15 protein-coding genes are annotated in these 26,705 nt (G+C 38.6%); all 15 read left to right on the forward strand.

From position 1 onward, the window contains the following. Positions 1-11: 11 nt before the first annotated feature. The 15 genes from ACN5J7_RS01695 (at position 12) to sprA (ending at position 26,680) form a co-directional block, all read left to right on the forward strand. Positions 12-3,122: a TAT-variant-translocated molybdopterin oxidoreductase gene (locus ACN5J7_RS01695; RefSeq protein ID WP_418602408.1), complete on the forward strand. Its 3,111-nt coding sequence runs from the start codon at positions 12-14 to the stop codon at positions 3,120-3,122. A 30-nt stretch (positions 3,123-3,152) separates the two neighbouring features. After that, on the forward strand, positions 3,153-4,883 hold the full coding sequence (nrfD, locus tag ACN5J7_RS01700; protein ID WP_311937197.1) for an NrfD/PsrC family molybdoenzyme membrane anchor subunit: 1,731 nt from the start codon (positions 3,153-3,155) through the stop codon (positions 4,881-4,883). 10 nt (positions 4,884-4,893) lie between these two features. Then, positions 4,894-5,430 carry a DUF3341 domain-containing protein gene (locus tag ACN5J7_RS01705; RefSeq protein WP_311937200.1) on the forward strand — a complete coding sequence of 179 codons (537 nt, stop codon included), beginning with the start codon at positions 4,894-4,896 and terminating at the stop codon, positions 5,428-5,430. Between the two features lies 1 nt (position 5,431). Beyond that, complete coding sequence (locus ACN5J7_RS01710; protein WP_418602409.1) at positions 5,432-5,986, forward strand: c-type cytochrome; 555 nt, start codon at positions 5,432-5,434, stop codon at positions 5,984-5,986. Positions 5,987-6,006: 20 nt separating this feature from the next. After that, positions 6,007-7,338, forward strand: coding sequence for a quinol:cytochrome C oxidoreductase (locus ACN5J7_RS01715; protein WP_311937204.1), 1,332 nt, complete (start codon positions 6,007-6,009; stop codon positions 7,336-7,338). Between the two features lie 30 nt (positions 7,339-7,368). Continuing rightward, entirely contained in the window at positions 7,369-8,436 is a 1,068-nt protein-coding gene (locus ACN5J7_RS01720; protein ID WP_311937207.1) for a cytochrome c oxidase subunit II, read from the forward strand. Positions 8,437-8,463: 27 nt separating this feature from the next. After that, entirely contained in the window at positions 8,464-10,257 is a 1,794-nt protein-coding gene (locus ACN5J7_RS01725; protein WP_418602410.1) for a cytochrome c oxidase subunit I, read from the forward strand. Positions 10,258-10,368: 111 nt separating this feature from the next. Then, positions 10,369-11,391, forward strand: a complete 1,023-nt coding sequence (ruvB, locus tag ACN5J7_RS01730) for a Holliday junction branch migration DNA helicase RuvB (RefSeq protein ID WP_311937213.1) — start codon at positions 10,369-10,371, stop codon at positions 11,389-11,391. Positions 11,392-11,480: 89 nt separating this feature from the next. Then, on the forward strand, positions 11,481-12,557 hold the full coding sequence (locus tag ACN5J7_RS01735; RefSeq protein WP_418602411.1) for a nickel-binding protein: 1,077 nt from the start codon (positions 11,481-11,483) through the stop codon (positions 12,555-12,557). 133 nt (positions 12,558-12,690) lie between these two features. Beyond that, positions 12,691-14,061, forward strand: coding sequence for an FAD-binding oxidoreductase (locus tag ACN5J7_RS01740; RefSeq protein WP_418602412.1), 1,371 nt, complete (start codon positions 12,691-12,693; stop codon positions 14,059-14,061). Positions 14,062-14,188: 127 nt separating this feature from the next. Further along, complete coding sequence (locus ACN5J7_RS01745; RefSeq protein WP_418602413.1) at positions 14,189-15,526, forward strand: cytochrome P450; 1,338 nt, start codon at positions 14,189-14,191, stop codon at positions 15,524-15,526. Further along, positions 15,523-16,449 (forward strand): tRNA epoxyqueuosine(34) reductase QueG, encoded by a 927-nt coding sequence (gene queG, locus ACN5J7_RS01750; protein ID WP_418602414.1) that lies wholly within the window; start codon positions 15,523-15,525, stop codon positions 16,447-16,449. The genes ACN5J7_RS01745 and queG overlap by 4 nt, the downstream gene beginning before the upstream one ends. Before the next feature lie 76 nt (positions 16,450-16,525). Then, positions 16,526-18,829, forward strand: a complete 2,304-nt coding sequence (locus tag ACN5J7_RS01755) for an NADP-dependent malic enzyme (protein WP_311937226.1) — start codon at positions 16,526-16,528, stop codon at positions 18,827-18,829. A 45-nt stretch (positions 18,830-18,874) separates the two neighbouring features. Beyond that, positions 18,875-19,456, forward strand: a complete 582-nt coding sequence (gene ruvA / locus ACN5J7_RS01760; protein WP_311937228.1) for a Holliday junction branch migration protein RuvA — start codon at positions 18,875-18,877, stop codon at positions 19,454-19,456. A 6-nt stretch (positions 19,457-19,462) separates the two neighbouring features. Continuing rightward, a complete protein-coding gene (gene sprA, locus ACN5J7_RS01765; RefSeq protein ID WP_418602415.1) occupies positions 19,463-26,680 on the forward strand; it encodes a cell surface protein SprA in 7,218 nt (2,405 codons plus the stop codon). Positions 26,681-26,705: the final 25 nt, after the last annotated feature.

Genomic DNA, 26,705 nt, shown 5'->3' on the forward strand with positions numbered 1-26,705 from the left:
ATTTAATAAATATGTCATCAAACAAGAAATACTGGAAAAGTGTTGAAGAGCTAAACGAAAATAGCTCAATTGTTGAGACGCTAAAACAAAACGAGTTTGTTAATGAGATTCCTACGGATGAATTTTTAGGTGATAAAAAAACATTGGAGGAAACATCAACAACACGTCGCGATTTCTTAAAATATGTTGGTTTTAGTACAGCAGCAGCATCTCTTGCTGCTTGCGAAGGTCCGGTAGTTAAATCTATCCCTTACGTAGTACAGCCAACTGAAATCATCCCAGGTGTTGCAAATTACTACGCAACAACAATTGCCGATGGTTTTGATTTTGCAAGTGTTTTGGTAAAAACTCGTGAAGGTCGTCCTATTAAAATTGAAAACAATGCTTTGGCAGCTACCCACGGTAGTGCAAATGCTAGGGTAAATGCATCGGTTTTAGGACTGTATGATAGTTTAAGAATGCAAGGTCCCGTTCAAGGCGATAGTTATATTGATTGGAGCGATCTTGACAGTGGTGTTATGAGCGGTTTGGAAGCCGCCAAAGCTTCTGGGAAAGACATCGTGCTATTAACGCAAACTTTTGCAAGTCCTTCTACAAGCAAGTTAATTGCAGAATTTAAGGAAAAGTACGGAAACGTACGTCACGTGGTTTACGATGCGGTTTCAGAATCTTCGGCATTAGATGCATACCAAGCTAAATATGGCGAACGCGGATTGGCTAACTACGATTTCTCGAAAGCGATGACTATAGTTTCTGTTGGCGCAGACTTCTTAGGCGATTGGCAAGGTGGCGGTTTTGATTCTGGATATTCTAAAAACAGAATCCCGGCTAACGGTAAAATGTCGCGCCATATTCAGTTTGAATCCAATATGTCATTAACCGGAGCAAATGCCGATAAACGTGTGCCTTTAACACCAAGTCAGCAAAAAACGGTTTTAGCAAAATTATACAGTCAAGTTGTTGGCGGATCAGTGTCAACAAACGAATTGCCTGCCCATGTTGAAGATGCTATTGGTAAAGCAGCAGCGCAACTTAAAAAAGCAGGAAGCAACGGCGTTGTGGTTACAGGAATTCAAGATGTAAACGCGCAAACCGTAGCATTGGAAATTAACGAAGCTTTAAAGAGTAAGGCTTTTGATGCTAAAACACCTATAAAAACAAGACAAGGTAACGATAAAGCAGTCGCTAAATTGGTTACCGATATGAACGCGGGAAGAGTTGGAGCGCTTATTATGAGCGGTGTTAACCCCATGTACACACTTCCAAATGCATCAGCGTTTGCTGAAGGATTAGAAAAAGTTGATTTGTCTGTAACCTTTTCCATGAAAGCAGATGAAACATCAACCCTAACGGATTACATCGCTGCCGCACCACATTACTTGGAATCTTGGGGCGATGTGGAGCTTAAAAAAGGACATTACGCGTTAACGCAACCAACAATCCGTCCGTTGTTTGATACCAAACAATTTCAAGATGCCTTGTTAACATGGACAGGAAACGATTTGTCTTATCACGATTATATAAAAGAAGCTTGGGGAACAACTATTTTAGGTGGAAGTTCTTTCAACAAAGCATTACACGATGGGGTTTATGTTGGAACTATAGCAACAGAAACCGCAAATACGACTGAAGCTGTAGAAGCCGATGAAGATGTTTTAGAAACACCTTCAGGAAATGCGGCAAGAGCTTTAGCGGCATCTGTAAAATCTGATGCAGCATTCGAATTAACATTATATACCAAAGTAGGTATGGGTGATGGGCAGCAAGCCAACAACCCATGGTTACAAGAATTCCCAGATCCTTTAACCAGAACATCTTGGGATAACTATTTAACCATTTCTAAAGTTGATGCCGATGCGTTAGGTTTCGTTAACACACACGATGCCACGGGAGGATTAAACGGAAGCTATGCCAATATTACGGCAAACGGAACCACTATTAAAGTGCCGGTAATGATTCAGCCAGGGCAAGCAAAAGGCTCTGTAGGATTAGCATTTGGTTACGGAAAAACCTTAGGTTTAAAAGAAGAAATGCAAACGGGTGTTAACGCATACGCATTGTATCACGATTTTAATAAAGTACAGTCGGTTACTATTGAGGCTGCAGGTGGCGAGCATGAATTTGCTTCGGTACAGTTGCACAATACCTTAATGGGACGTGGCGATATTATAAAAGAAACTACTTTAGAGATTTTCAACACAAAAGATAAGAAGCACTGGAACGCTGTTCCTGTGGTATCTCTTAATCACGTTGAAACACCGGTAACATCACCAGAGGTAGATTTATGGGGTGAATTTGATCGTTCTATTGGGCATCATTTCAACCTATCTATCGATTTAAATGCCTGTACGGGATGTGGTGCTTGTGTGATTGCTTGTCATGCAGAAAACAACGTACCCGTTGTTGGAAAAGAAGAAATACGTCGTAGCCGCGATATGCACTGGTTACGTATCGATAGATATTATTCTTCTGAAGATACATTTACAGAAGACATCACTAAAAAGGAAAGCATATCTGGTTTAGGTAGTTCGCTTAGCGAATTTGGAGAAATGGAACATGCCGCTGAAAACCCTCAAGTGGTATTTCAACCGGTTATGTGTCAGCACTGTAACCACGCACCTTGTGAAACGGTTTGTCCTGTGGCAGCAACATCGCATGGTCGTCAAGGTCAAAACCACATGGCATACAACCGTTGTGTAGGTACCAGATATTGTGCAAACAACTGTCCTTACAAAGTACGTCGTTTTAACTGGTTCTTATACGCTGGGAATGATGAGTTTGATTACCACATGAATGATGATTTAGGCCGTATGGTGTTAAATCCAGATGTTGTGGTACGTTCTCGTGGGGTTATGGAAAAATGTTCGATGTGTATTCAAATGACACAAAAAACCATTTTGGATGCCAAACGTGATGGGCGTGAAATTAAAGATGGTGAATTCCAAACGGCCTGTTCTGCGGCTTGTAGCAGTGGCGCTATGGTGTTTGGAGATATCAACGATAAAGACAGTCAAGTTGCAAAACTTAAAGAAGATAACCGTATGTATCACTTGTTAGAGTATGTGGGCACAAAACCTAATGTACAATATCAAACAAAAGTGAGAAATACAACCGAAGCATAAAATTAATTAAGAAATAATTATAAAAGGATTATGGCGTCTCATTACGAAGCACCTATTAGAAGACCTTTAGTTACAGGCGAAAAATCATACCACGATGTTACCGTGGATGTGGCTAAACCTGTAGAAGGAAAAGCAAATAAACAATGGTGGATAGTTTTTGGTATTTCACTTGCTGCCTTTCTTTGGGGAATTGGATGTATCATTTACACAATATCAACCGGTATCGGTACTTGGGGTTTAAATAAAACCGTAGGTTGGGCTTGGGATATTACTAACTTTGTTTGGTGGGTAGGTATTGGTCACGCAGGAACACTTATTTCTGCCGTACTATTACTGTTCCGTCAAAAATGGAGAATGGCCATTAACCGTTCAGCCGAGGCCATGACTATTTTCTCGGTAGTTCAAGCCGGTTTATTTCCAATTATTCACATGGGTCGTCCTTGGTTAGGTTATTGGGTATTGCCAATTCCGAATCAATTTGGTTCTCTTTGGGTAAACTTTAACTCACCATTACTTTGGGATGTATTTGCAATTTCAACATATTTATCGGTTTCATTGGTTTTCTGGTGGACAGGTTTATTGCCCGATTTTGCAATGATTCGAGATAGAGCCGTAAAGCCATTTCAAAAGAAAATATATTCGTTATTAAGTTTTGGATGGTCTGGTAGAGCAAAAGATTGGCAACGTTTTGAAGAAGTATCTTTGGTACTTGCCGGTTTAGCAACGCCTTTGGTACTTTCGGTACATACTATTGTATCCTTCGATTTTGCCACGTCTATAGTTCCAGGTTGGCATACCACAATATTTCCACCGTATTTCGTTGCGGGTGCGGTATTCTCAGGATTTGCCATGGTAAACACCCTTCTTATTATTATGAGAAAAGTGTGTGACCTTGAAGATTATATTACCGTACAACACATCGAATTAATGAACATCGTTATCATGATTACGGGGTCCATAGTTGGTGTAGCTTATATTACCGAGTTGTTTATTGCATGGTATTCTGGTGTAGAGTACGAACAGTATGCCTTTTTAAACAGAGCAACGGGACCTTATTGGTGGGCTTATTGGGCGATGATGACTTGTAACGTGTTTTCACCTCAGTTTATGTGGTTCAAGAAATTACGAACCAGCATTATGTTCTCTTTCATAATATCTATCGTGGTGAATATCGGGATGTGGTTTGAGCGTTTTGTAATTATCGTAACCTCGTTACACCGTGATTACTTACCATCGTCATGGACCATGTTCTCACCAACATTTGTTGATATTGGAATTTTTATAGGAACCATCGGATTCTTCTTTGTATTGTTTTTATTATACTCAAGAACATTCCCGGTTATCGCTCAAGCGGAAGTAAAAACCATTTTGAAATCATCTGGTGAGCGTTATAAAAATATCAGGGAAAGAGGCGAAAGCTTAGTGGGTACAGGTGCAGATGAAAGAACATCTAACTTTAAACTTCCTGAAGAAACAACAGCTTCTAAACCAATTCAAGATAATTCTGAAAAATTAGATAACCTGTTGCAAGGCGTAGGTAAATTTGATCCTGCAATACAAACCCCAGACGACTTAAAGGTTATTAACGGTATTGGTCCGAAAATGGAAGGTGTACTTAACGGTATTGGTATTTATACCTATGCTCAGGTTAGTAAAATGACAAAAAGAGAATACGACTTGTTAGATGAAATCACAGGGTCTTTCCCAGGAAGAGCAGAGCGTGATGATTGGTCCGGACAAGCAAAAAAACTAATAAACTAGAATAGAGTCAATGGAAGCTTCAAAAGTTATTCACGCTATTTATATCGATGATGATGTATTAATGTCGGCCGTTAAAAAGGTTAAGGCAGAACGCTATCACATCGAAGAGATATATACACCGTTTCCGGTTCACGGACTAGACAAAGCTATGGGATTAGCACCAACACGTATTGCCATAACGGCTTTCATTTACGGGCTAATCGGTTTAACAGTGGCTATTTTAATGATGGATTTTATCATGATTAAAGATTGGCCCCAAAACATTGGAGGAAAACCAAGCTTTAGTTATTTGGAAAACATGCCGGCATTTATACCTATTATGTTTGAGATGACCGTTTTCTTTTCAGCACATTTAATGGTTATAACCTTTTATTTACGTAGTAGAATGTGGCCCTTTAAACAGGCTGAAAACCCAGACCCGAGAACAACCGACGACCATTTTTTAATGGAAATTGCAGTTCATGGAAATGAAAGCGAATTGGAAAACCTACTTAAAGAAACAGGAGCAGTCGAGATTAATATTATTGATAAAGAAGATGCACATTAATATGAAGAACTTAAAACATATAAGTCTTGTAGCAGTATTGTTATTATCGGTAACATCTTGCTTTGATAAAAGTGAGCCTAACTATCAGTTTATGCCAAATATGTATGAGTCTGAAGGTTATGAAACTTATGGCGAAGCTGCTTTCCCCGATGGTATGGCAGCGCAATTACCAGCCGAAGGATCTGTAGCTAGAGGACACGTTCCTTTTGATATTGAAAATTCAACCGAAGGTTACGAGCTGGCTAAAGCCACATTAATAAGTCCCATTGATTCTATGCATGTAGATTTAACTAGAGGCAAAGAACTTTACGACATATACTGTGGTATTTGCCATGGCAATAAAGGTGACGGACAAGGTAATTTGGTAAAACGCGAAAAGATTCTTGGTATCCCTAGTTTTGACGATATTGGACGGGCCATCAACCAAGGTAGCATTTACCACACCATTTACTATGGTAAAAATGCCATGGGCTCTTATGCCAACCAATTGAAAGAAGAAGAACGCTGGCAAGTGGTGTCATACGTATTGAAGTTAAAAGGAGATTTAGAAAAGTAAGAAGATAAGATTATATAGATATGTACACATTTTCAAATAAATTAAAGACATTTTCTATCATTCTAATGGTTTTAGGGTTGTTAGGTGTAGGCTATGGTTTTATGACATCTCATAAATCTTTTGAAGAAGTAGAGCACTTGCTTACAGAAGAATCACACGGTGGCGGACATGGAGAAGAAGCGGCACACAACGCAACGGCATCAAGCGATGCACACGCAGATGTGGCCGAAGCAGACGCTCATACAGAACATGTAAAACACGTGCAGCATCAAATTGCAAACAGGCCATGGGCAGCATTATATGTCGCAGCCTTTTTCTTTATGATGATTGCTTTGGGTGTGCTCGCATTTTATGCCATTCAAATTGCATCGCAAGCCGGTTGGTCGCCCGTATTGTTTAGGGTTATGGAAGGCATTACCGCTTATCTTTTACCTGGTGCTTTAATTGTGCTTTTAATAGCTGTGGCGTCAGGAACTATTGGGCATTACAACTTGTTTATTTGGATGGATCCGGATGTTGTAGCGCACGATAGATTAATACAAAACAAATCTGGATTCTTAAACTTACCAGGGTTTATTATTAGAGGATTAATATTTATTGCAGGTTGGAGTTTTTACCGCTACATTTCCAGAAAATACTCAATTGCTCAAGATACAGCAGAAGATAACAGAAACTTTAAAAAAGGATTCCGTTGGGCTGCAGGGTTTTTGGTATTCTTTATTTATACAGAATCCATGATGTCTTGGGATTGGATAATGAGTGTAGATCCGCACTGGTTCTCAACCCTATTCGGTTGGTACGTGTTTGCTACTATGTTTGTTAGTGGTATTACGGTAATCGCTTTAATATCAATTTACTTAAAATCCAGAGGATATTTAGAATTTGTAAACGAAAATCACTTGCACGATGTCGCTAAATACATGTTTGCATTTAGTATTTTCTGGACCTATTTATGGTTCTCGCAATTCATGTTAATTTGGTATGCAAACATTCCGGAAGAGGTAACTTACTTTGTGTCGCGTTTTCAAGATTATCAATTGCCATTCCTAGGTATGGTAGCGCTTAACTTTGTATTTCCAATTTTAATGCTGATGAATGCCGATTATAAACGTGTGCCATGGTTTGTGGTTATGACGGGAATCGTAGTGCTATTCGGGCATTACTTAGATGTGTTTGTTATGATTATGCCGGCAACGGTTGGAGACAGGTGGTTTATTGGCATCCCAGAAATTAGCTCTATATTACTATTTGCAGGGTTGTTTATATTTGTAGTGTTTACCGCTTTAACCAAAGCACCGTTACTAGTACAAAGATACCCTTTCAAAAAAGAAAGCGAAGAATTTCATTATTAATTAAGATTTAAATAAAGACGAACGATACCAATGACTGCTTTATTAACAATTATAGTTTTAGTATTTATTTTAATTGCCATTTGGCAAATGGTAAAAATTTTCGATTTGGCGCAAGCTAAAATTGAGAATACCCAGATTGCTACCGATAAAGACAATACCGTAAATGCATACTTAATGATGGGCTTTTTGGCCTTCATTTATGTCATTACCATTGTGTGTTTTGTGTATTGGGGCGATTTACCATTAATGTCCAACTCTGCTTCAGAACATGGCCCAACCATAGATAATTTGATGATTATCTCCATGGTAGTCATCTTTATAGTGCAAACCATTACCCAATTTCTGTTGCACTACTTTGCTTTTAAATATAAAGGTGAAAAAGGAAAAAAAGCCTTGTTCTTTGCCGATAATAATAAATTGGAAGCCATTTGGACCATTATTCCTGTAATTGTTTTAGCAGGTTTAATCATTTACGGATTAAACACTTGGATACACATTATGGGTGTTGAAGAAGATGAAGATACCTTGGTGGTAGAATTGTACGCACAGCAATTCAACTGGAAAGCCAGATACGGAGGCGCTGATAATACCTTAGGAAAAGCGAACGTTCGATTGATTGATATTGACCGCGCTAATATTTTAGGATTGGATGAATCTGACCCTAATGCGCAAGACGATATCATTACAAGCGAATTGCATTTACCAGTGGGCAGACCGGTATTGTTTAAAATGCGTTCTCAAGACGTGTTGCATTCGGCTTACATGCCACATTTTAGAGCGCAAATGAACTGTGTTCCCGGTATGATTACACAGTTTGGCTTTACACCAACCGTTACTACAGCCGATATGAGGCAAAGGTCGCAGATTGTTAAAAAAGTAAAAAACATAAATGAAATTAGAGTTGAAAATAGCAAACCATTGTTAGCTAAAGGTGAAGAGCCTTTAGAGCCTTACGAGTTTGATTATTTACTAATTTGTAACAAGATTTGTGGAAAATCGCACTATAATATGCAAATGAAGATTATAGTGGAAACACAAGAAGAATTTGATGCTTGGTTAAGCGAGCAAAAAGAATTTAAAAACTCTCTAATTAACTAATTAAAAAGATAAATACGATATAAGATTATGTCAGCACACGCAGATAACCACGCTCACGACGACGACCACGGACATCATCATAAAGAAACGTTTGTAACTAAATATATATTTAGTCAAGATCATAAAATGATTGCCAAACAGTACCTTATTACAGGTACAATTATGGGTGTTATAGGAGTTTTAATGTCTATGATGTTTCGTATACAAATTGCATGGCCTGAAGAACCAAACGTATTATTTGAAGCACTATTGGGTAAATGGGCTCCAGACGGTGTTATGGATGCCGATATTTATTTGGCATTGGTAACCATACATGGTACCATTATGGTATTCTTTGTATTAACAGCGGGTTTAAGTGGTACGTTTAGCAACTTGTTAATTCCATTGCAAATTGGTGCCCGAGATATGGCGTCTGGGTTTTTAAATATGGTGTCGTATTGGTTATTCTTTTTATCAAGTGTAATCATGGTGATTTCATTATTTGTTGAAGCTGGACCAGCATCTGCCGGTTGGACAATCTATCCGCCATTAAGTGCCTTACCAATGGCTCAAGGAGGCTCGGGAATGGGTATGACACTTTGGTTGGTATCTATGGCCATATTTATTGCTTCGTCATTATTAGGTTCACTAAACTATATAGTTACGGTAATAAATTTGCGTACCAAAGGGATGTCTATGACGAGATTACCTCTTACAATTTGGGCGTTCTTTGTTACGGCTATAATTGGTGTGGTATCGTTTCCGGTATTATTGTCGGCAGCCTTATTGTTGATTATGGATAGAAGTTTTGGAACATCATTCTTCTTGTCAGATATTTTTATTCAAGGTGAAGTATTGCATTATCAAGGTGGGTCGCCCGTATTGTTCGAGCACTTATTTTGGTTCTTGGGACACCCAGAGGTTTATATTGTTATATTACCTGCCATGGGACTGGTTTCCGAAATTATGGCATCAAGTTCGCGTAAGCCCATTTTTGGTTACCGTGCAATGATTGCTTCCATTTTAGCCATCGCCTTTTTATCAACCATAGTTTGGGGGCATCACATGTTTGTTTCAGGAATGAATCCGTTCTTAGGGTCTGTATTTACATTTACAACCTTATTAATCGCCATTCCATCGGCCGTAAAGGCTTTCAACTGGATAACCACACTCTGGAAGGGTAATTTACAAATGAATCCCGCCATGTTATTCTCAATCGGTTTTGTATCTACATTTATAACCGGAGGTTTAACAGGTATCATTTTGGGTGATTCGGCGCTGGACATTAATGTACACGACACCTATTTTGTGGTTGCACACTTCCACTTAGTAATGGGTATATCGGCATTGTACGGTATGTTTGCAGGAATCTATCATTGGTATCCAAAAATGTTTGGACGTATGCTAAATAAAAACTTAGGTTATATCCATTTCTGGATAACGGCCGTTTGTGCTTATGGTGTATTTTTCCCCATGCACTTTATAGGAATGGCAGGTTTGCCACGCCGTTATTATACAAACAGTCATTTTCCGTTATTTGACGATTTAGCAAACGTAAATGTTGTTATAACCATTTTTGCTTTAATTGGAGGCATCGTGCAAATCGTATATTTATATAACTTCTTTGACAGTATGTTCTTTGGAAAGAAAACCGTTCAAAACCCATGGCGTTCAACTACTTTGGAGTGGACAGCACCCGTAAAGCATATCCATGGAAACTGGGAAGGCGAGATACCTCACGTATACCGTTGGTCTTACGATTATAGCAAACCAGGACATGATGATGATTTTGTGCCACAGAACGTCCCTCTTAAAGAAGGCGAAGAAGAATTACACCATTAAAAATTCTATATACTAATAATGAAAAGCCTTTCCGAATGGAAAGGCTTTTTGTTTATATTTGCTTGTGCTGAACTTGTTTCAGTATCTTTATCACTTAAGCTAAAAAGCTAAATGAACGAAAATCTAGACCCAACAGACGACAATTTTTCACCCGAGGAATTAGATGTAGAAAGAAAGTTAAGACCCTTGTCATTTGACGATTTTACGGGCCAAGACCAGGTATTGGAAAACCTTCAAATTTTTGTTCAAGCTGCAAACTTACGCACCGAAGCTTTAGACCACACCCTGTTTCATGGGCCTCCGGGACTTGGCAAAACCACACTGGCACATATTTTATCAAACGAATTGAATGTTGGCATAAAAGTAACATCGGGTCCCGTTTTAGATAAACCGGGAGATTTGGCAGGCTTGCTTACCAATCTTGAAGAACGCGACGTATTATTTATTGATGAAATCCATCGATTAAGCCCTATTGTAGAGGAGTATTTATATTCCGCTATGGAAGATTATAAAATCGATATTATGATTGAATCTGGCCCAAATGCAAGAACCGTTCAAATTAATTTGAATCCGTTTACTCTAATTGGTGCCACAACGCGTTCAGGTTTATTAACGGCGCCAATGCGTGCGCGTTTTGGTATTCAAAGCAGACTGCAATATTATAAAACCGATTTGCTCACCACCATTGTACAACGAAGTGCCACTATTTTGGCTGTTCCAATAACCATGGAAGCAGCTATTGAAATTGCAGGACGAAGTCGCGGTACACCCAGAATTGCCAACGCTTTATTACGACGGGTTAGGGATTTTGCCCAAATAAAAGGCAACGGAAGTATCGATATTAAAATAGCAAAATACGCGTTGGAAGCTTTAAACGTCGATGCCCACGGCTTGGATGAAATGGACAACAAAATTCTATCAACCATTATCGATAAATTTAAAGGCGGTCCCGTAGGCATTACAACTATTGCCACTGCAGTAAGCGAAAGCCCCGAAACGATTGAGGAGGTTTACGAGCCCTTTTTAATCCAACAAGGGTTTATTATGCGCACACCACGAGGACGCGAAGTAACCGAACAAGCGTACAAACATTTAGGCAAAATCAAAGGATCGGTTCAAGGTGGGTTGTTTTAACATAAATAGTACTAAGTAGGCTATTTTTTGTATCTTTAAAATCCTCTCCAAGAATTACATAGCCTAACCCTTTTTAAAATTTTAGGATTATGCCGATTTTCATGGATTTTCACAAATTTGATCATGTTACTATTGACGAAGTAAAACAAGCACATGTTGCCGATAAATCTGTTCAAAACGAATATGGTGTTAAATACCTTCAGTTTTGGGTTAACGAAAAATTAGGCACGGTTTTTTGTTTAATGGAAGGGCCATCTAAAGAGGCTTGCGCGCAAGTGCACAGAGAAGCACATGGCAATGTGGCTTGTAATATGACCGAAGTTAAATCTGGGTTTTATGAATTGTTTATGGGTAGTAACCCTAAGTTAGACCACGGATTGGTACTTAAACAAAATGGACGAGTAGATGAAGGGCTTCGGTATTTATTAATGGTAGATGTCATTGGTCTTACTAAAGCTAAAAATATAAATGATTTTGAAAGCTTAATTGATATAGGTAAACAAAGGAAATTAGTTTCAAACATACTTGAACGTTTTAGAGGAAATGAAATAAAAAACATGTGGGATGATACCATTCTAGCAGTTTTTGATCAGGATGATTTTGCTATTCAATCGGCCATAAAAATAAAAGAAGCACTTTTAAAAAATACAGGTTCAAGTGAATTTAAAGTTACTTTAAGTATTGGAGAACCTTTAACGGAGCACCACGGTTTTTTTGAAAAGGCGTTAAATAGATGTCAGCAGTTAAATTTAATAGCTAATAAGAATGAGACTGTTTTTGATTCTAGAATTGAAGTTCCTGTAGAACTTCAGGATGTAGTAATAAATAATAATGTACGATGCCTAGATAAAAAACAAGGAGAATTTCTAAAATCTTTTTTTAAAGCTATTCAATCCAATATGTCTAATTCAAACCTTAATATTACTTTATTAGTAGAACAATTAGGGATGAGCCGACCTCAAATTTATCGAAAAATCACACAGCTTAGTGGTCGTTCTCCAGTTCATTTTATAAGAGATATTAGATTAAGAAAGGCTTTGGCTCTAATTTCAAAGCAAAAATTTTCAGTTTCCGAAATAGCGTATCAAGTGGGATATGAAAATCCTTCATATTTTTCAAAATGCTTCTCAGAGAAATATGGTGTAGCTCCTTCAAAAATAGCTTAGTAGTTAAAATAGCATTTGTCGTTTTCTAAGAATGAATCAAAATTTATTGTTTTTGATTGATTCGTTATCGTTTCAAAAAACCGTTTATAAGTAATTTAGAGTTCTTGATTATTCACTTTAAAACCTTAAACAAATGGAACAGGCAATTAACGATTTAAAAGATAAACTTCACGGGAGTTTAATAGTGCGACAAGATGAAAATTATAATGAGGCAAGGTCAATATACAACGCCATGATTGATAAAAAACCGGCTGTTATTGTAAAATGCAAAAACGAACAAGATGTTGTTAATGCGGTAAATTATGCTCGAGATCATAATATTGAAGTTTCCATAAAAAGTGGCGGACACAACGGAGCTGGACTCGCTTTGGTTAACGATGGTTTGGTAATAGACCTTTCTGAAATGAAAGCCATAAATATAAATCCACAGTCAAAAACCGCCGTTATACAATCTGGAAATACACTTGCCGATGTTGATGCGGCAACACATGAATACGGTTTAGCATTACCAAGCGGTATTATTGGAACCACCGGAATTGGTGGTATAACTTTAGGAGGTGGCATAGGGTATCTGAGCAGAAAGGGCGGACTTTCTATTGATAATTTATTGGAGTGTGAGGTTGTTCTAGCTACTGGCGAAGTGGTTACCGCTAATAAAAATTCGCATCCCGATTTATTTTGGGCCTTAAGAGGTGGCGGCGGAAACTTTGGAGTGGTTGTGTCGTTTACCTTCAATTTAATAGCCATAAAAAACGTGTATGCAGGTCCTATGTTTTGGCCTTTGGAAAAAGCAAAGAAAGCAATGAAATTTTATGACAACGTCACTAAAACTGCATCAAATGATTTATATGGATTTTTTGCCTTTTTAATAGTGCCTCCAGCTGAACCTTTTCCAGAAGATCTATGGAATAAAAATGTTTGTGGTGTGGTGTGGAGTTACACGGGACCCATTGAAAAAGCTGAAGAGGTTTTCAAACCTATTCGAGATTTTGGCCCACCAATTTTAGACTTTGTTGGAGAAATACCAATGCCAGCTTTAAATGGCATGTTCGATGCTTTGTATCCACCGGGAATGCAATGGTATTGGCGCGCACATTATATTAAGGAATTAACAGACGAATCGATAGATGAGAATATTGAATTTGGTTCTAAAATCCCGACCATGCATTCAACAACACATTTTTACCCCATCGATGGTGCAGTACACGAGGTTTCTAATAACGAAACAGCCTGGGCAAATAGAGATGCGCGTTGGGCACAGGTAATTGTTGGTGTCGATCCTGACCCAGCAAAAGCTGATAAAGTCACCAATTGGTGCAAAGATTATTTTGATGCTTTAGCCCCTTATGCGATGGGCGGTGCTTATGTAAACTTTATGATGGAAGAAGGGCAAGCAAGAATAAAGTCATCTTATAAAGATAACTATGATAGACTCGTAGAAATCAAAACAAAATATGATCCTGATAATTTCTTTCATATTAATCAAAATATAGAACCAAACTAAATTGTCAATGATATTGATTAAAACCGAAGTTAAATGCTTCGGTTTTTTGTTTTATAATACTAAGTAAAATAGTACTTTTAACACTTGCGTCATTCTGAAATCATTTCAGAATCTCATCATATAGATAATGAAATACAACTACCCAAATAAAATCCCGTTTCGCAAGTTTTTACGCATGTCGGCTTCCATAGCCAAAAACCCCATTCCGTTTCACAATAAGTGTTTCAATGAAGCCGGAGATACCTTTGCCGTAAAATCACCATTTTATGGGCATATTGTGTTAACGCGAGACATACATGTTGTTAAACACATCCTTCAAAAAAACCATAAAACCTATCATAAATCAAAAATCCAAACCAAGTATTTATCAAAATATGTGGGCTATGGCTTGTTAACCTCAAGTGGCGATTATTGGTTAAAACAACGCCGTTTAATCCAGCCGGCATTCCATAAAGAGAAAATTCAAAATCTGGTTTCAATCATCGATACGACTATTGAAACACAAGTAAATACCATTAAAGCCGGGGATTTTGTCGATTTGTATCCTTTGATGAATGAATTGGCGTTCGAAGTAGTTGCCAAATCCCTGTTTCATTTTTCAGCAGAAAAGCAGACTTTGAAACGCTTGCAATTCATTATTGAAAAGCTGCAATTGTTTATTGTAAAAGAACTGCGAATGCCCTATAAGAAAATGTGGTATTTTTTAAAAGGAGATATTAATTATCACATGAAATTGGTAAAGGAAAGCAGAAGCATTATCAATACAATTATCGATCACAGAAGACAATCGGATGAAACGCACGACGATTTATTGGATATGTTATTGCACGCGCAATACGACGACGGAACGACCATGACAAACCAACAGCTCATCGACGAGATTTTAATTTTGTTTGTTGCAGGGCACGAAACCACCGCCAATGCCTTAACCTTTACATTAAAACTTTTGGCACAAAATAAGGAAGAATTAAAAAAGGTTGAAGATGAAATCAATAAGGCAAACCACAAAAATGTAACGCCTTTACAAAGTATAGCGCAACTAAATTACACCAAGTGTTGCATTGAAGAAAGTTTGCGCTTATATCCGCCCGCGTGGATAACCGATAGGGTAAATATTGAAGATGATAGGGTGGAAAACTACCATTTAAAAAAAGGAACGATAATTGGCGCTTCCATTTACGAGCTACATAGAAATAAAAACTATTGGGATGATGCCGAGCGTTTTAAACCCGAACGCTTTTTAGAAGAAAACAGAAAACAAATACTGCAATATTACATGCCTTTTGGCGCTGGCCCAAGGCTTTGTATAGGTAATAATTTTGCGATGTACGAAATGATTTTAGCCGTAAAAAGCATCGTAAATAAGTTTCATATTTCAACAGATAATAACACCATAAAAATAAATCCTTTGATAACTTTGAAGCCCGTAGACGTAAAATTGAAGTTTTCATTAAAAGCACCATGATAAATTCAAAAACACAGCATACCAATCTTATTAAAACTGAAGCCAAACGTCTCGGTTTTTTGTCATGCGGCATCAGTAAAGCCGGTTTTTTAGAAGACGAAGCACCGCGTTTGGAAAACTGGTTAAACAACAACATGCATGGGCAAATGCAATACATGGAAAACCATTTTGATAAACGATTGGACCCTACAAAGCTTGTGGAAGGCTCAAAAAGTGTGGTGTCGTTATTGTTAAATTATTACCCGTCGGAGTTACAACATAAAGATTCTTATAAGCTATCCAAATACGCTTATGGCACCGATTACCATTTTATTATAAAAGATAAACTCAAAGCACTATTACATTTTATTCAAGATGAAATAGGCGAAGTTTCCGGAAGGGCCTTTGTAGATTCCGCTCCGGTTCTCGATAAAGCCTGGGCTGCAAAATCTGGTTTAGGATGGATTGGCAAACACAGTAATTTATTAACCCAACAAGTCGGCTCGTTTTATTTTATAGCGGAACTGATTATTGATTTGGATTTGGAATACGATTCGGTAACCACAGACCATTGCGGAACGTGCACTGCATGCATTGATGCCTGCCCAACCGAGGCCATAACCGAACCTTATGTGGTTGATGGCAGCAAATGTATTTCGTATTTCACCATTGAACTCAAAGAAAATATCCCATCGGAATTTAAAGGACAATTTGACGATTGGATGTTTGGTTGCGATGTCTGTCAAGATGTGTGCCCGTGGAACCGTTTTTCAAAAGCGCATAATGAGCCTTTGTTCAATCCGCATCCCGAGTTGTTATCCATGACAAAAAAAGACTGGGAAGAGATAACCCAAGAAACGTTTAGCAAGGTATTTAAAAAATCTGCCGTCAAACGTACCAAGTTTTCGGGATTAAAAAGAAACATCAATTTTTTAAAAGAGTAGTCGTTTCGTAAATAGGATTGTTATATTTGTTGGTTGTTATCCCGCATAGTCGGAAAATCAAAAATATCTAATCCTTATGAGCGAAGAAAGTAAACGTAGAGAAGCCCTTATATACCACGCAAAACCAACTCCAGGTAAAATTAAGGTTGTTCCAACCAAGAAATATGCGAGCCAAAGAGATTTGTCACTGGCCTATTCACCCGGTGTTGCCGAACCTTGTTTAGAAATTGAAAAGGATAAAAACAATGCCTATAAATACACGGCTAAAGGAAATTTGGTAGCTGTAATATCAAACGGAACCGCTGTTTTAGGTTTGGGCAATATTGGACCGGAAGCCTCTAAACCCGTTATGGAAGGGAAAGGTTTACTGTTTAAAATATTTGCAGATATTGATGTGTTTGATATTGAAGTTGACACCGAAAATGTCGACGAATTTATTCAAACCGTAAAGATGATTGCACCCACTTTTGGAGGCATTAATTTAGAAGATATAAAAGCGCCTGAAGCTTTTGAAATAGAGCGTCGATTAAAGGAAGAATTGGATATTCCTGTAATGCACGACGACCAACACGGTACCGCAATTATTTCCGCAGCAGCGTTAATTAACGCTTTGGAAATTGCCAATAAGAACATTGAAGACGTAAACATTGTAATAAGTGGTGCGGGAGCAGCGGCCATTTCTTGTTCCAGGTTATATCAAGCTTTTGGTGCAAAACGTGAAAACATGGTCATGCTCGATAGCAAAGGCGTTATTAGGGATAACCGTGAAAATCTGTCAAAGGAAAAAGCAGAATTTGCTACCCACAAAAACATAGATACGCTTGAGGAAGCCATGCAAAATGCTGATGTGTTTATTGGTTTGTCCATGCCGGATATTGTAACGCCAGACATGCTTTTAAGCATGGCAAATAACCCTATTGTATTTGCTATGGCCAATCCGCATCCCGAAATAAAATACGATATCGCAGTGGCAACGCGTAAAGATATTATTATGGCCACCGGACGAAGCGACCATCCTAATCAAGTTAATAACGTACTTGGTTTTCCGTTTATTTTTAGAGGGGCCTTGGATGTTCGTGCTACAAAAATTAACGAAGCTATGAAAATGGCTGCGGTTAAAGCTTTGGCAAGATTAGCTAAAGAGCCCGTGCCGGAACAGGTTAATATTGCCTATGGCGAAACCCGATTAACTTTCGGGACCGATTACATCATTCCAAAACCCTTTGACCCACGTTTAATAGCCGAAGTGCCACCAGCAGTAGCCAAGGCAGCTATGGAAAGCGGTATTGCCATGGAGCCCATTACCGATTGGGAAAAATATAAAGATGTACTTAGAGAACGCTTAGGTTCGGATAACAAATTGGTAAGGCTGCTGCTAAATAGAGCCAAACTAGACCCTAAACGCGTGGTTTTTGCTGAAGCAGACCAGTTGGCGGTTTTAAAAGCGGCGCAAATAGCCTACGAAGACGGTATTGCATTCCCTATTTTATTGGGAAGAAAAGATGCCATTCAACGTTTAATGAAAGAGATAGAGTTCGATGCCGATGTACCTATTATCGATCCAAAAGCAGATGAGGAAACCGATCGTAAAAACAAATATGCCAAAGTGTATTGGCAACAGCGTAAACGAAGAGGGGTAACGCTTTACTCAGCTCAAAAACTCATGCGCGAGCGTAACTATTTCGCGGCTATGATGGTTAGCGAGGGCGATGCCGATGCTTTAATTTCTGGGTATTCCAGAAATTATCCAACCGTAGTAAAGCCTATGCTTGAGCTTATTGGTATGGCGAAAGGTGCTACAAGAATTGCAACTACTAATGTGATGATGACAAAAAGAGGGCCGCTTTTTTTAAGTGACACCTCCATTAACATCGACCCTAGCGCCAAAGATTTAACCAAAATAGCACAAATGACCTCGCAAGTGGTTAAAATGTTTGGTATGAATCCAGTTATGGCAATGACCTCGTATTCCAATTTCGGGTCTTCAGATCATATTAATGCTTCAAAAGTAAGAGAGGCGGTGTCGTATTTACATAGGCATTTTCCAGATATGGTGGTTGATGGCGAACTGCAAACCGATTTTGCGCTAAACAACGAGATGCTGCGCGAAAAGTTTCCTTTTTCCAAACTAGCAGATAAAAAAGTAAACACCCTTATTTTTCCGAATTTAGATTCAGCAAACATCACTTATAAATTATTAAAAGAGTTGAATGATGCGCAATCTATTGGCCCCATTATGATGGGCATGCGCAAACCCGTACATATCCTTCAGCTAGGAGCAAATGTTGACGAAATTGTAAACATGACGGCCATCGCGGTAATCGATGCGCAACATAAAGAAAAATGGGAACAGGAAAAGGCGAATTCTAAGTCCGTTTAATGCAAATAATTTTATTACATTTGGTTGATTAACGAAAAGGGATAAATGATAACACATATTCAAGGAAAACTCACCGAAAAAAACCCAACAAGTGTTGTTATTGATTGTAACGGAGTAGGTTATATGCTTAATATTTCATTACACACCTATTCTCAAATTCCAGATGGCGACCATTTAAAACTATACACCCATCTTCAAGTAAAAGAAGACTCGCATACGCTTTACGGATTTTCTTCATTGGCCGAACGCGAAATTTTCAGGTTGCTTATTTCTGTTAGCGGTATTGGGTCTAGTATTGCCCGTACCATGCTATCCTCATTAACGCCAAAGCAGGTAAGAGAAGGTATTGCGGTTGGCGATGTGGCGTTAATTCAATCCATTAAGGGTATTGGTGCAAAAACGGCACAGCGTGTTATTATAGATTTAAAAGATAAAATTTTAAAGATTTATGATATTGACGAAGTTTCTGTTTCAAAAGACAATACCAATAAAGATGAAGCGTTATCTGCTTTAGAGGTTCTTGGTTTTGTAAAAAAGCAGGCTGAACGCGTTGTGGATAAAATTATAATGACACAACCCGATGCCAATGTTGAAACCATTATAAAACAAGCGTTAAAAAATTTATAACAGATTTTGAATATAACTAACCTGAATTTTTATAAATCGATTAAACATTACTTTCTTATAGTTTTTGTGCTTTTGTTTACGCTATCTGTTTGGTCTCAAGAGCCCGCACAAGATTCTGTAAAAACAGGATTTAGTTTAGGAAAAATTAAAGCGCCAAACCCCAATAGTGTCGAGTCTAAATACACCTACGATCCCGTAACCAACCGTTACATTTATACCGAAAAAATTGGGACTTACAATATAAAATACCCCGTTATTTTAACGCCAAAAGAGTATTATGCTTTGGTGGCAAAAGAAAATTTAAAAGCCTATTACAAAGAAAAAATTGATGCTTTTGATGGCAAAAAAGCGGGCACAAAAGACGGACAAAAAAACTTAATTCCCGAGTTTTATGTGAAGTCCGATTTTTTCACCTCCATTTTCGGTAGCGATACCATAAGCGTTATTCCGCAAGGTTCAGTAGAAATGGATTTAGGCGTGCTGTTTTCAAAACAAAACAATCCGTCATTTTCACCTAAAAACAGAAGTAATTTCACTTTTGATTTCGACCAGCGCATCAGCTTAAGTTTAATGGGTAAAGTGGGTACACGGTTGCAGGTAACCGCCAATTACGATACACAGGCGAGTTACGATTTTCAAGATATTATTAAATTAGAATACACCCCAACCGAAGATGATATCATTCAAAAAATAGAAGTTGGTAATGTAAGCATGCCCTTAAACAGCTCGTTGATTACGGGGGCGCAAAGTCTGTTTGGTGTAAAGGCGCAATTACAGTTTGGTAAAACTACGGTTACCGGTGTGTTTTCCGAGCAGAAATCGCAGTCCAATAATGTCGTCGCACAAGGTGGCGGAACACTTGAAGAATTCGAATTATTTATAAGGGATTACGACGAAAACCGACACTTCTTTTTAGCACAATATTTTAGAGATACTTATGATGCTTCCCTTGAAACCTATCCGTATATAAATAACAAAGGACTTCAAATTACACGACTTGAAGTTTGGGTAACCAATAGAAGCAACCGAACCGATAATGTTAGAAATATTGTCGCGCTTCAAGATTTAGGAGAAACCGATTTAATAGGCTTACAAACACCGCCAGCAGGCTTTGTAAATGCCGGTTTGGGTGCTGTTCCCGACAACGGAAATAACGATTTCGACCCAACAGCAATAGGAACGTCTGGTGTGCTAACCGAAGCGGTTAGAGATGTGGCAACCGTACAATCGGGTATTTTGGTTTCTAATGTAAACGAAGGATTTGATTATGCCAAACTGGAAAACGCCCGTAAATTAATCAGCAATCAAGAGTATACCTTCAATAAGGATTTAGGCTATATTTCGTTAAACCAACGATTGAATAATGACGAGGTTTTGGCAGTCGCCTTTCAGTATACCATTGGCGGGCAAGTGTACCAAGTGGGGGAGTTTGCAAATGATGGGATTGATGCAACCGATGTGACCACAGATAATTCGGGACAAGTAACTGGCGTTACCAACAAAAACTTAATTTTAAAACTGTTAAAAAGCAGTATCACCAATGTGAATCAGCCTATTTGGAAGCTGATGATGAAAAACATTTACGATACGGGGGCGTATAATTTAAGTCAGGACGATTTTAAGTTGAATATTTTTTACAACGAAGCATCGCCCTTAAATTTTATTACATCTGTTGGAACTACACCTTTTCCAACCCCGGGGCCAAATGAAGATCCTTTAAATGAAACCCCTTTGCTCAGGGTTTTCAGTTTGGATAAATTAAATTTTAATAACGACCCGCAAACCAAAGGCGATGGTTTTTTCGACTTTGTTCCAAACATAACCGTGTTGCCACAAACCGGAAAAATAATATTCCCAAGGGCAGAACCATTTGGAGAATATCTTTTTGATAAACTGTCTTTAAATGCCAGTGAAGATTACGATAATGATGCAACGTACAACGAGAATCAAACAAAATACGTTTACGATGTGTTGTATAAAAGCACCAAAACGGCAGCTTTGGAAGAAGTTGAAAAAAATAAATTCAAATTAAAAGGACGCTATAAATCTGTTGGCGGTGGCGGTATCCCCATTCCTTTTGGCGCGGCAAGAGGTTCTGTTACGGTTACAGCTGGTGGTCGTGTTTTAGTTGAAGGCGTCGATTATGTGGTGGATTATGCTTCAGCACGCGTTGAGATTTTAGACGAAGCGTTAAAAGCATCCAATACACCAATTAATGTGTCCGCTGAAAACAACGCGGTTTTTGGGCAGCAAACAAAACGATTTACGGGCATCAATGTCGAGCATAAATTCAACGAAAACTTTGTGTTGGGCGGTACGCTTTTAAACCTAAACGAGCGCCCAATTACCCAAAAAGCAAATTACGGCTCCGAGCCTATAAACAATACTATCTTCGGATTTAATGGAAACTATTCAACCAAAGTGCCGTTTTTCACACGTTTGGTAAATAAACTGCCAAATATAGATACCGATGTAGAATCTAATTTATCGTTACGCGGTGAGTTTGCATATTTGGCTCCAGGCGCCCCAAAAGGCACGAACCTTAATGGGGAAGCCACATCGTATGTTGATGATTTTGAAGGCTCGCAAGGCAGCATCGATTTAAAATCACAGCAATCGTGGTATTTGTCAAGTACGCCTTTTGACCCCAGTTTGGGCTATACCGAAGTTACAGACCCAAACAGCCCAACAAACCTTCAAAATGGTTACCAACGCGCCATGTTAAACTGGTACACCATCGACCCAATTTTTTACAGCAGCAGACGACCCGATGATATTTCAGATGATGATGTCTCAGACTTATTCACAAGTCGTGTTTTTATAAACGAACTGTTCCCCGAAAGGGATTTGGTGCAAGGTCAAAATTCGGTGCTTTTCACTTTGGATTTGGCGTACTATCCTTCCGAAAGAGGGCCGTACAACTTTAATCCAGCGGCAAATGGCAATACGCTTCCCAATCCGCAACAAAGTTGGGCTGGTATTACCCGAGCATTAACATCAACAGATTTGGAACAGGCCAATGTGGAATATATTGAGTTTTGGTTGCAAGATCCGTTTCAGGAAAACCCAACAAATCCCGGTGGTAAATTGGTGTTTAACTTAGGAAATATTTCTGAGGATGTTTTGGCAGACGGAAGAAAACAATACGAAAACGGATTGCCGGATTCTTCAAACAATGCCTTTACCACAGAGACTTCTTGGGGGCAAACACCGGCAAATCAATCCTTGGTTTATGCGTTTGATACAACAGGGCAAGATAGAATTCTTCAAGATGTTGGGTATGATGGTTTAAGCGATGCAGACGAAAGCGTTAAGTTCCCGGACTTTGCAGGATTGGAAGACCCAGCAAACGATAACTACAGCTATTTTTTAGATGCCGAAGGCGATATTTTTGCACGTTATAAAAAATACAATGGTGTTGAGGGCAATACACCCGATACGTTTTCAGATACCGTTAGAGCCGCCAATACACAACCCGATACCGAAGACATTAATCGTGATAACACCATGAATACGATTAATAGCTATTTTGAATACGAGTTGGATATTACACGCCAGAATTTACCAGAATCGGAGGCTGATTTTAATAACATTCCAAGCGGCAATCCTTTAAAGGAATTTTTAAGGGATTTTAAAAACAGACCAAGATTGCTCCCTAATGGCGATACAAAAAACGTGCGTTGGTATCAGTTCAGGATTCCGGTTCAAGGCAGTCATGTAAATTCTGTTGGAGGTATTAACGATTTAAGATCGGTGCGTTTTGCACGTATGTATCTTAAAGAATTTTCAGAAAATACGGTATTCCGTTTCGGAACTTTAGATTTGGTACGAAGCGATTGGAGACGCTACACGCAAGCTTTAGATAAAAACGACCCCACCCCAGACGACCCTCAAACCGATTTTTCAGTAGGTGTTATCGGAACTCTTGAAAACGAGGGAAGCTACAAAAGACCTCCCGGAATTGATCCTGAGGAATTGTTTAATAACAATACGGTTATTCAGCAAAACGAACAATCGTTAGTGGTTAATGTGTGTAATTTGGAGTCGGAAGATGCTAAGGCAGTTTATAAAAACATAAGTATCGACATGCGTCAATACAAACGTTTACGCATGTTTATGCATGCCGAATCGGGCGAAACTGGGAATGCTTTGTCCAATGATGAATTGGTTGGTTTCATTCGTATTGGTAACGATTTAACCGATAATTTTTATCAAATAGAAATGCCATTGCAGGTTTCAACATCCACAACAAGAGAAGGGTTGTGGCCGGAAGAAAATGAAATTAATTTATCCATTGATGTTTTAGGGCAAATTAAATCCATGGGCATATCAGATGGGACGTTAACCAATTTAGACCCTACATTTTACGATGTTATTAACGGCGAAGCAATCCCAATTACGGGTGACCAATATTCCAATTATGTAGCCGGCCAACACCGTATCGCCATAAAAGGAAATCCTAATTTCGGCGATGTGAGAACACTGATGGTTGGGGTTAAAAATGCGACCAATCGAGATGATGTTTGTGCCGAAGTTTGGTTTAACGAATTGCGTTTGTCCGATTTAGATAACGAAGGCGGTTGGGCAGCCGTTTTAAGTATGGATACCAATTTTGCAGACTTTGCAAATATTAGCGCCACGGGCAGACAAAGCACCTCTGGTTTTGGTACGATTGAGCAAGGTCCCAGCCAGCGAAGTTTAGAAGATGTAAAGCAATACGATGTGGTAACCAATGTAAACGTTGGGCAGTTATTGCCAAAAAAATGGGGCATTCAAGTACCATTTAATTATGCGCAAAGCGAAGAGTTGGTGACCCCGAAATACGATCAGTTTTATAAAGATTTAACTTTGGAGTCCCGATTGGACGCAGCTGACGATAACGCTGAACGTGACAAAATAAAAGAACAATCTGAAGATTACACCAGACGCCAAAGCATCAATTTTATTGGCGTTAGAAAAATAAGAACGGGCGACTCCAAACCGCGTTTTTACGATGTTGAAAATTTAACGCTTAACTATTCGTATAATAAATTAGAGCATCGCGATTTCGAAATTGAAAACTCAGTCAATAAAACGGTTAGGGTTGGGGCTAATTATGCCTTTAATTTTAACCCGATTACGGTTGAACCTTTTAAAAAGAACGATTCGTTATTCAAAAGTAAATATTGGAAAATCCTAAAAGATTTCAACTTCAATGTATTACCTACCAGTTTTACGGTTAATACGGATATCAATCGTCAATTCAACCGACAAAAATTTAGGGATATCGATTTAGGCGCTGGCAACATTGGTATTGAAGAGTTGTTTAGAAGAAATTACACTTTCGATTTTCAATACACCATCAACTATAATTTAACCAAGGCATTAAGCTTAAATTTTACGGCGGCAAACAATAATATTGTCCGTAATTATTTTAAAGACAATATTGTAAACGGCGAGCAAGACCCAACACTTGATGTTTGGGATGGATTTTTGGATTTTGGAGACCCCAACAGGCAAACCCAGGATTTAGGAATTACCTACGAATTGCCCATACATAAAATCCCGACATTCAGTTTTTTAAAAGCAACTTATCAATACAATGGAAATTTTCAGTGGCAAAAAGGTTCCGATTTGTACGGCGAGGTTTTAGGCGGCGATGTTAACTCCATTCAAAACGCAAACACCCATAATATCAATTCAACTTTAGATATGAAAAAGTTGTATAACTATATTGGTTTGGTAAAAAAACCAGTGAGAAGGGTTAGGAGCAGAACACCGCAAAAAGGGAGCCCACCGGGAGCCAATCAAAATGCAACACCCGTAAGAAGCAAAAACACATCGGTTACAAAACTGTTAAATGCAGGCGTTGATATTTTAACCAGTATCAAACGCATTCAATTTAATTACTCCGAGAACAATGGTACTTTTTTACCGGGTTACACTCAAACGCCTGGGTTTATTGGCACGCTAAGGCCAACATTGGGCTATACATTTGGAAGTCAAAGCGATATTAGGCATTTGGCCGCCAGAAACGGATGGTTAACGGTGTTCCCGGAGTTTAATCAACAATACACCGAAACCCATACCAAGCAGTTGGATTTTTCGGCGAATTTAGAGCCTGTAAGCGATTTAAAAATAGACATTGTTGGTAACAGAGCGCATTACGAAAACTATAATGAAAATTATAAAGTTGAAAACGGCGTGTACCAATCCTTAACCCCAAACACCTTTGGAAACTTTAATATTTCAGCCATATTAATTAAAACCGCATTCGGGAAAAGCGATGAAAAAATATCGGATGCCTTTAACGATTTTAGGGCGAATAGATTAAAAATTGCCGATAGGCTTGCCGAGAAATTTTACGGTAATTCAACATACGCCAGAGATGCAGAAGGCTATCCGTTAGGTTTCGGAAAAAACAATCAAGCCGTATTATTGCCCGCGTTTTTAGCGGCTTACTCCGGGCAAGACGCCAACAAGGTTAAAACCAGTGCTTTTAGAGATGTGCCCATTCCTAACTGGGATTTAAAATACACCGGTTTTATGAAGTTTAATTGGTTTAAAAAGCGCTTTAAACGCTTCTCTGTGACACATGGGTATCGCTCAACATATACCATCAATCAGTTTAGCACCAACTTAAATTTGAATACGGATGCCAGTGCCAACGAAGCTCCAATTCCGGGAACAGTTTATGCAAGTCAACCCTCCGAGGCTTTGGACCAATCGGGCAATTATAAAAACGGCACCTTATTTAGCAATATCAATTTAACCGAGCTGTTCAGTCCGTTAATTCGAATTGATTTCGAAATGAAAAACTCCATAAAAATTCTTGCCGAAGTTAAAAAAGACAGATTGTTGTCCTTAAGCTTCGATAATAACTTGCTTACCGAAATTCAAGGTAACGAGTACGTGATTGGGTTGGGGTATCGTATAAAAGACGTGCGTATTCGTTCGCAACTTGCAGGACCCCAAAAGCGTATTGTAAGCGATTTGAATATGAAAGCGGATATATCGGTAAGAGATAACAAAACCATCATCCGTTATTTGGATTTAGAGAACAATCAAGTAACCAGCGGGCAAACCATTTGGGGCTTAAAATATTCGGCAGATTACGCATTTAGCAAAAACCTAACAGGTATTTTCTATTTTGATTATGCGTTTTCTGAATATGCCATTTCAACCGCATTTCCGCAAACCACTATTCGCTCCGGTATTACATTAAGGTATAATTTCGGGAATTAATTTGAAATTAACATCTGAATAAATA

The organism is Hwangdonia sp. (assembly GCF_048381975.1).
Classification (GTDB): Bacteria; Bacteroidota; Bacteroidia; order Flavobacteriales; family Flavobacteriaceae; genus Hwangdonia; species Hwangdonia seohaensis.

Coding starts and splice junctions, on each gene's coding strand:
- ACN5J7_RS01695 (WP_418602408.1), top strand. CDS start 12: ATGTCATCAAACAAGAAATACTGGAAAAGTGTTGAAGAGCTAAACGAA.
- ruvA (WP_311937228.1), top strand. CDS start 18,875: ATGATAACACATATTCAAGGAAAACTCACCGAAAAAAACCCAACAAGT.
- ruvB (WP_311937213.1), top strand. CDS start 10,369: ATGAACGAAAATCTAGACCCAACAGACGACAATTTTTCACCCGAGGAA.
- ACN5J7_RS01735 (WP_418602411.1), top strand. CDS start 11,481: ATGCCGATTTTCATGGATTTTCACAAATTTGATCATGTTACTATTGAC.
- ACN5J7_RS01710 (WP_418602409.1), top strand. CDS start 5,432: ATGAAGAACTTAAAACATATAAGTCTTGTAGCAGTATTGTTATTATCG.
- ACN5J7_RS01745 (WP_418602413.1), top strand. CDS start 14,189: ATGAAATACAACTACCCAAATAAAATCCCGTTTCGCAAGTTTTTACGC.
- ACN5J7_RS01715 (WP_311937204.1), top strand. CDS start 6,007: ATGTACACATTTTCAAATAAATTAAAGACATTTTCTATCATTCTAATG.
- nrfD (WP_311937197.1), top strand. CDS start 3,153: ATGGCGTCTCATTACGAAGCACCTATTAGAAGACCTTTAGTTACAGGC.
- ACN5J7_RS01740 (WP_418602412.1), top strand. CDS start 12,691: ATGGAACAGGCAATTAACGATTTAAAAGATAAACTTCACGGGAGTTTA.
- ACN5J7_RS01755 (WP_311937226.1), top strand. CDS start 16,526: ATGAGCGAAGAAAGTAAACGTAGAGAAGCCCTTATATACCACGCAAAA.
- ACN5J7_RS01705 (WP_311937200.1), top strand. CDS start 4,894: ATGGAAGCTTCAAAAGTTATTCACGCTATTTATATCGATGATGATGTA.
- queG (WP_418602414.1), top strand. CDS start 15,523: ATGATAAATTCAAAAACACAGCATACCAATCTTATTAAAACTGAAGCC.
- ACN5J7_RS01720 (WP_311937207.1), top strand. CDS start 7,369: ATGACTGCTTTATTAACAATTATAGTTTTAGTATTTATTTTAATTGCC.
- ACN5J7_RS01725 (WP_418602410.1), top strand. CDS start 8,464: ATGTCAGCACACGCAGATAACCACGCTCACGACGACGACCACGGACAT.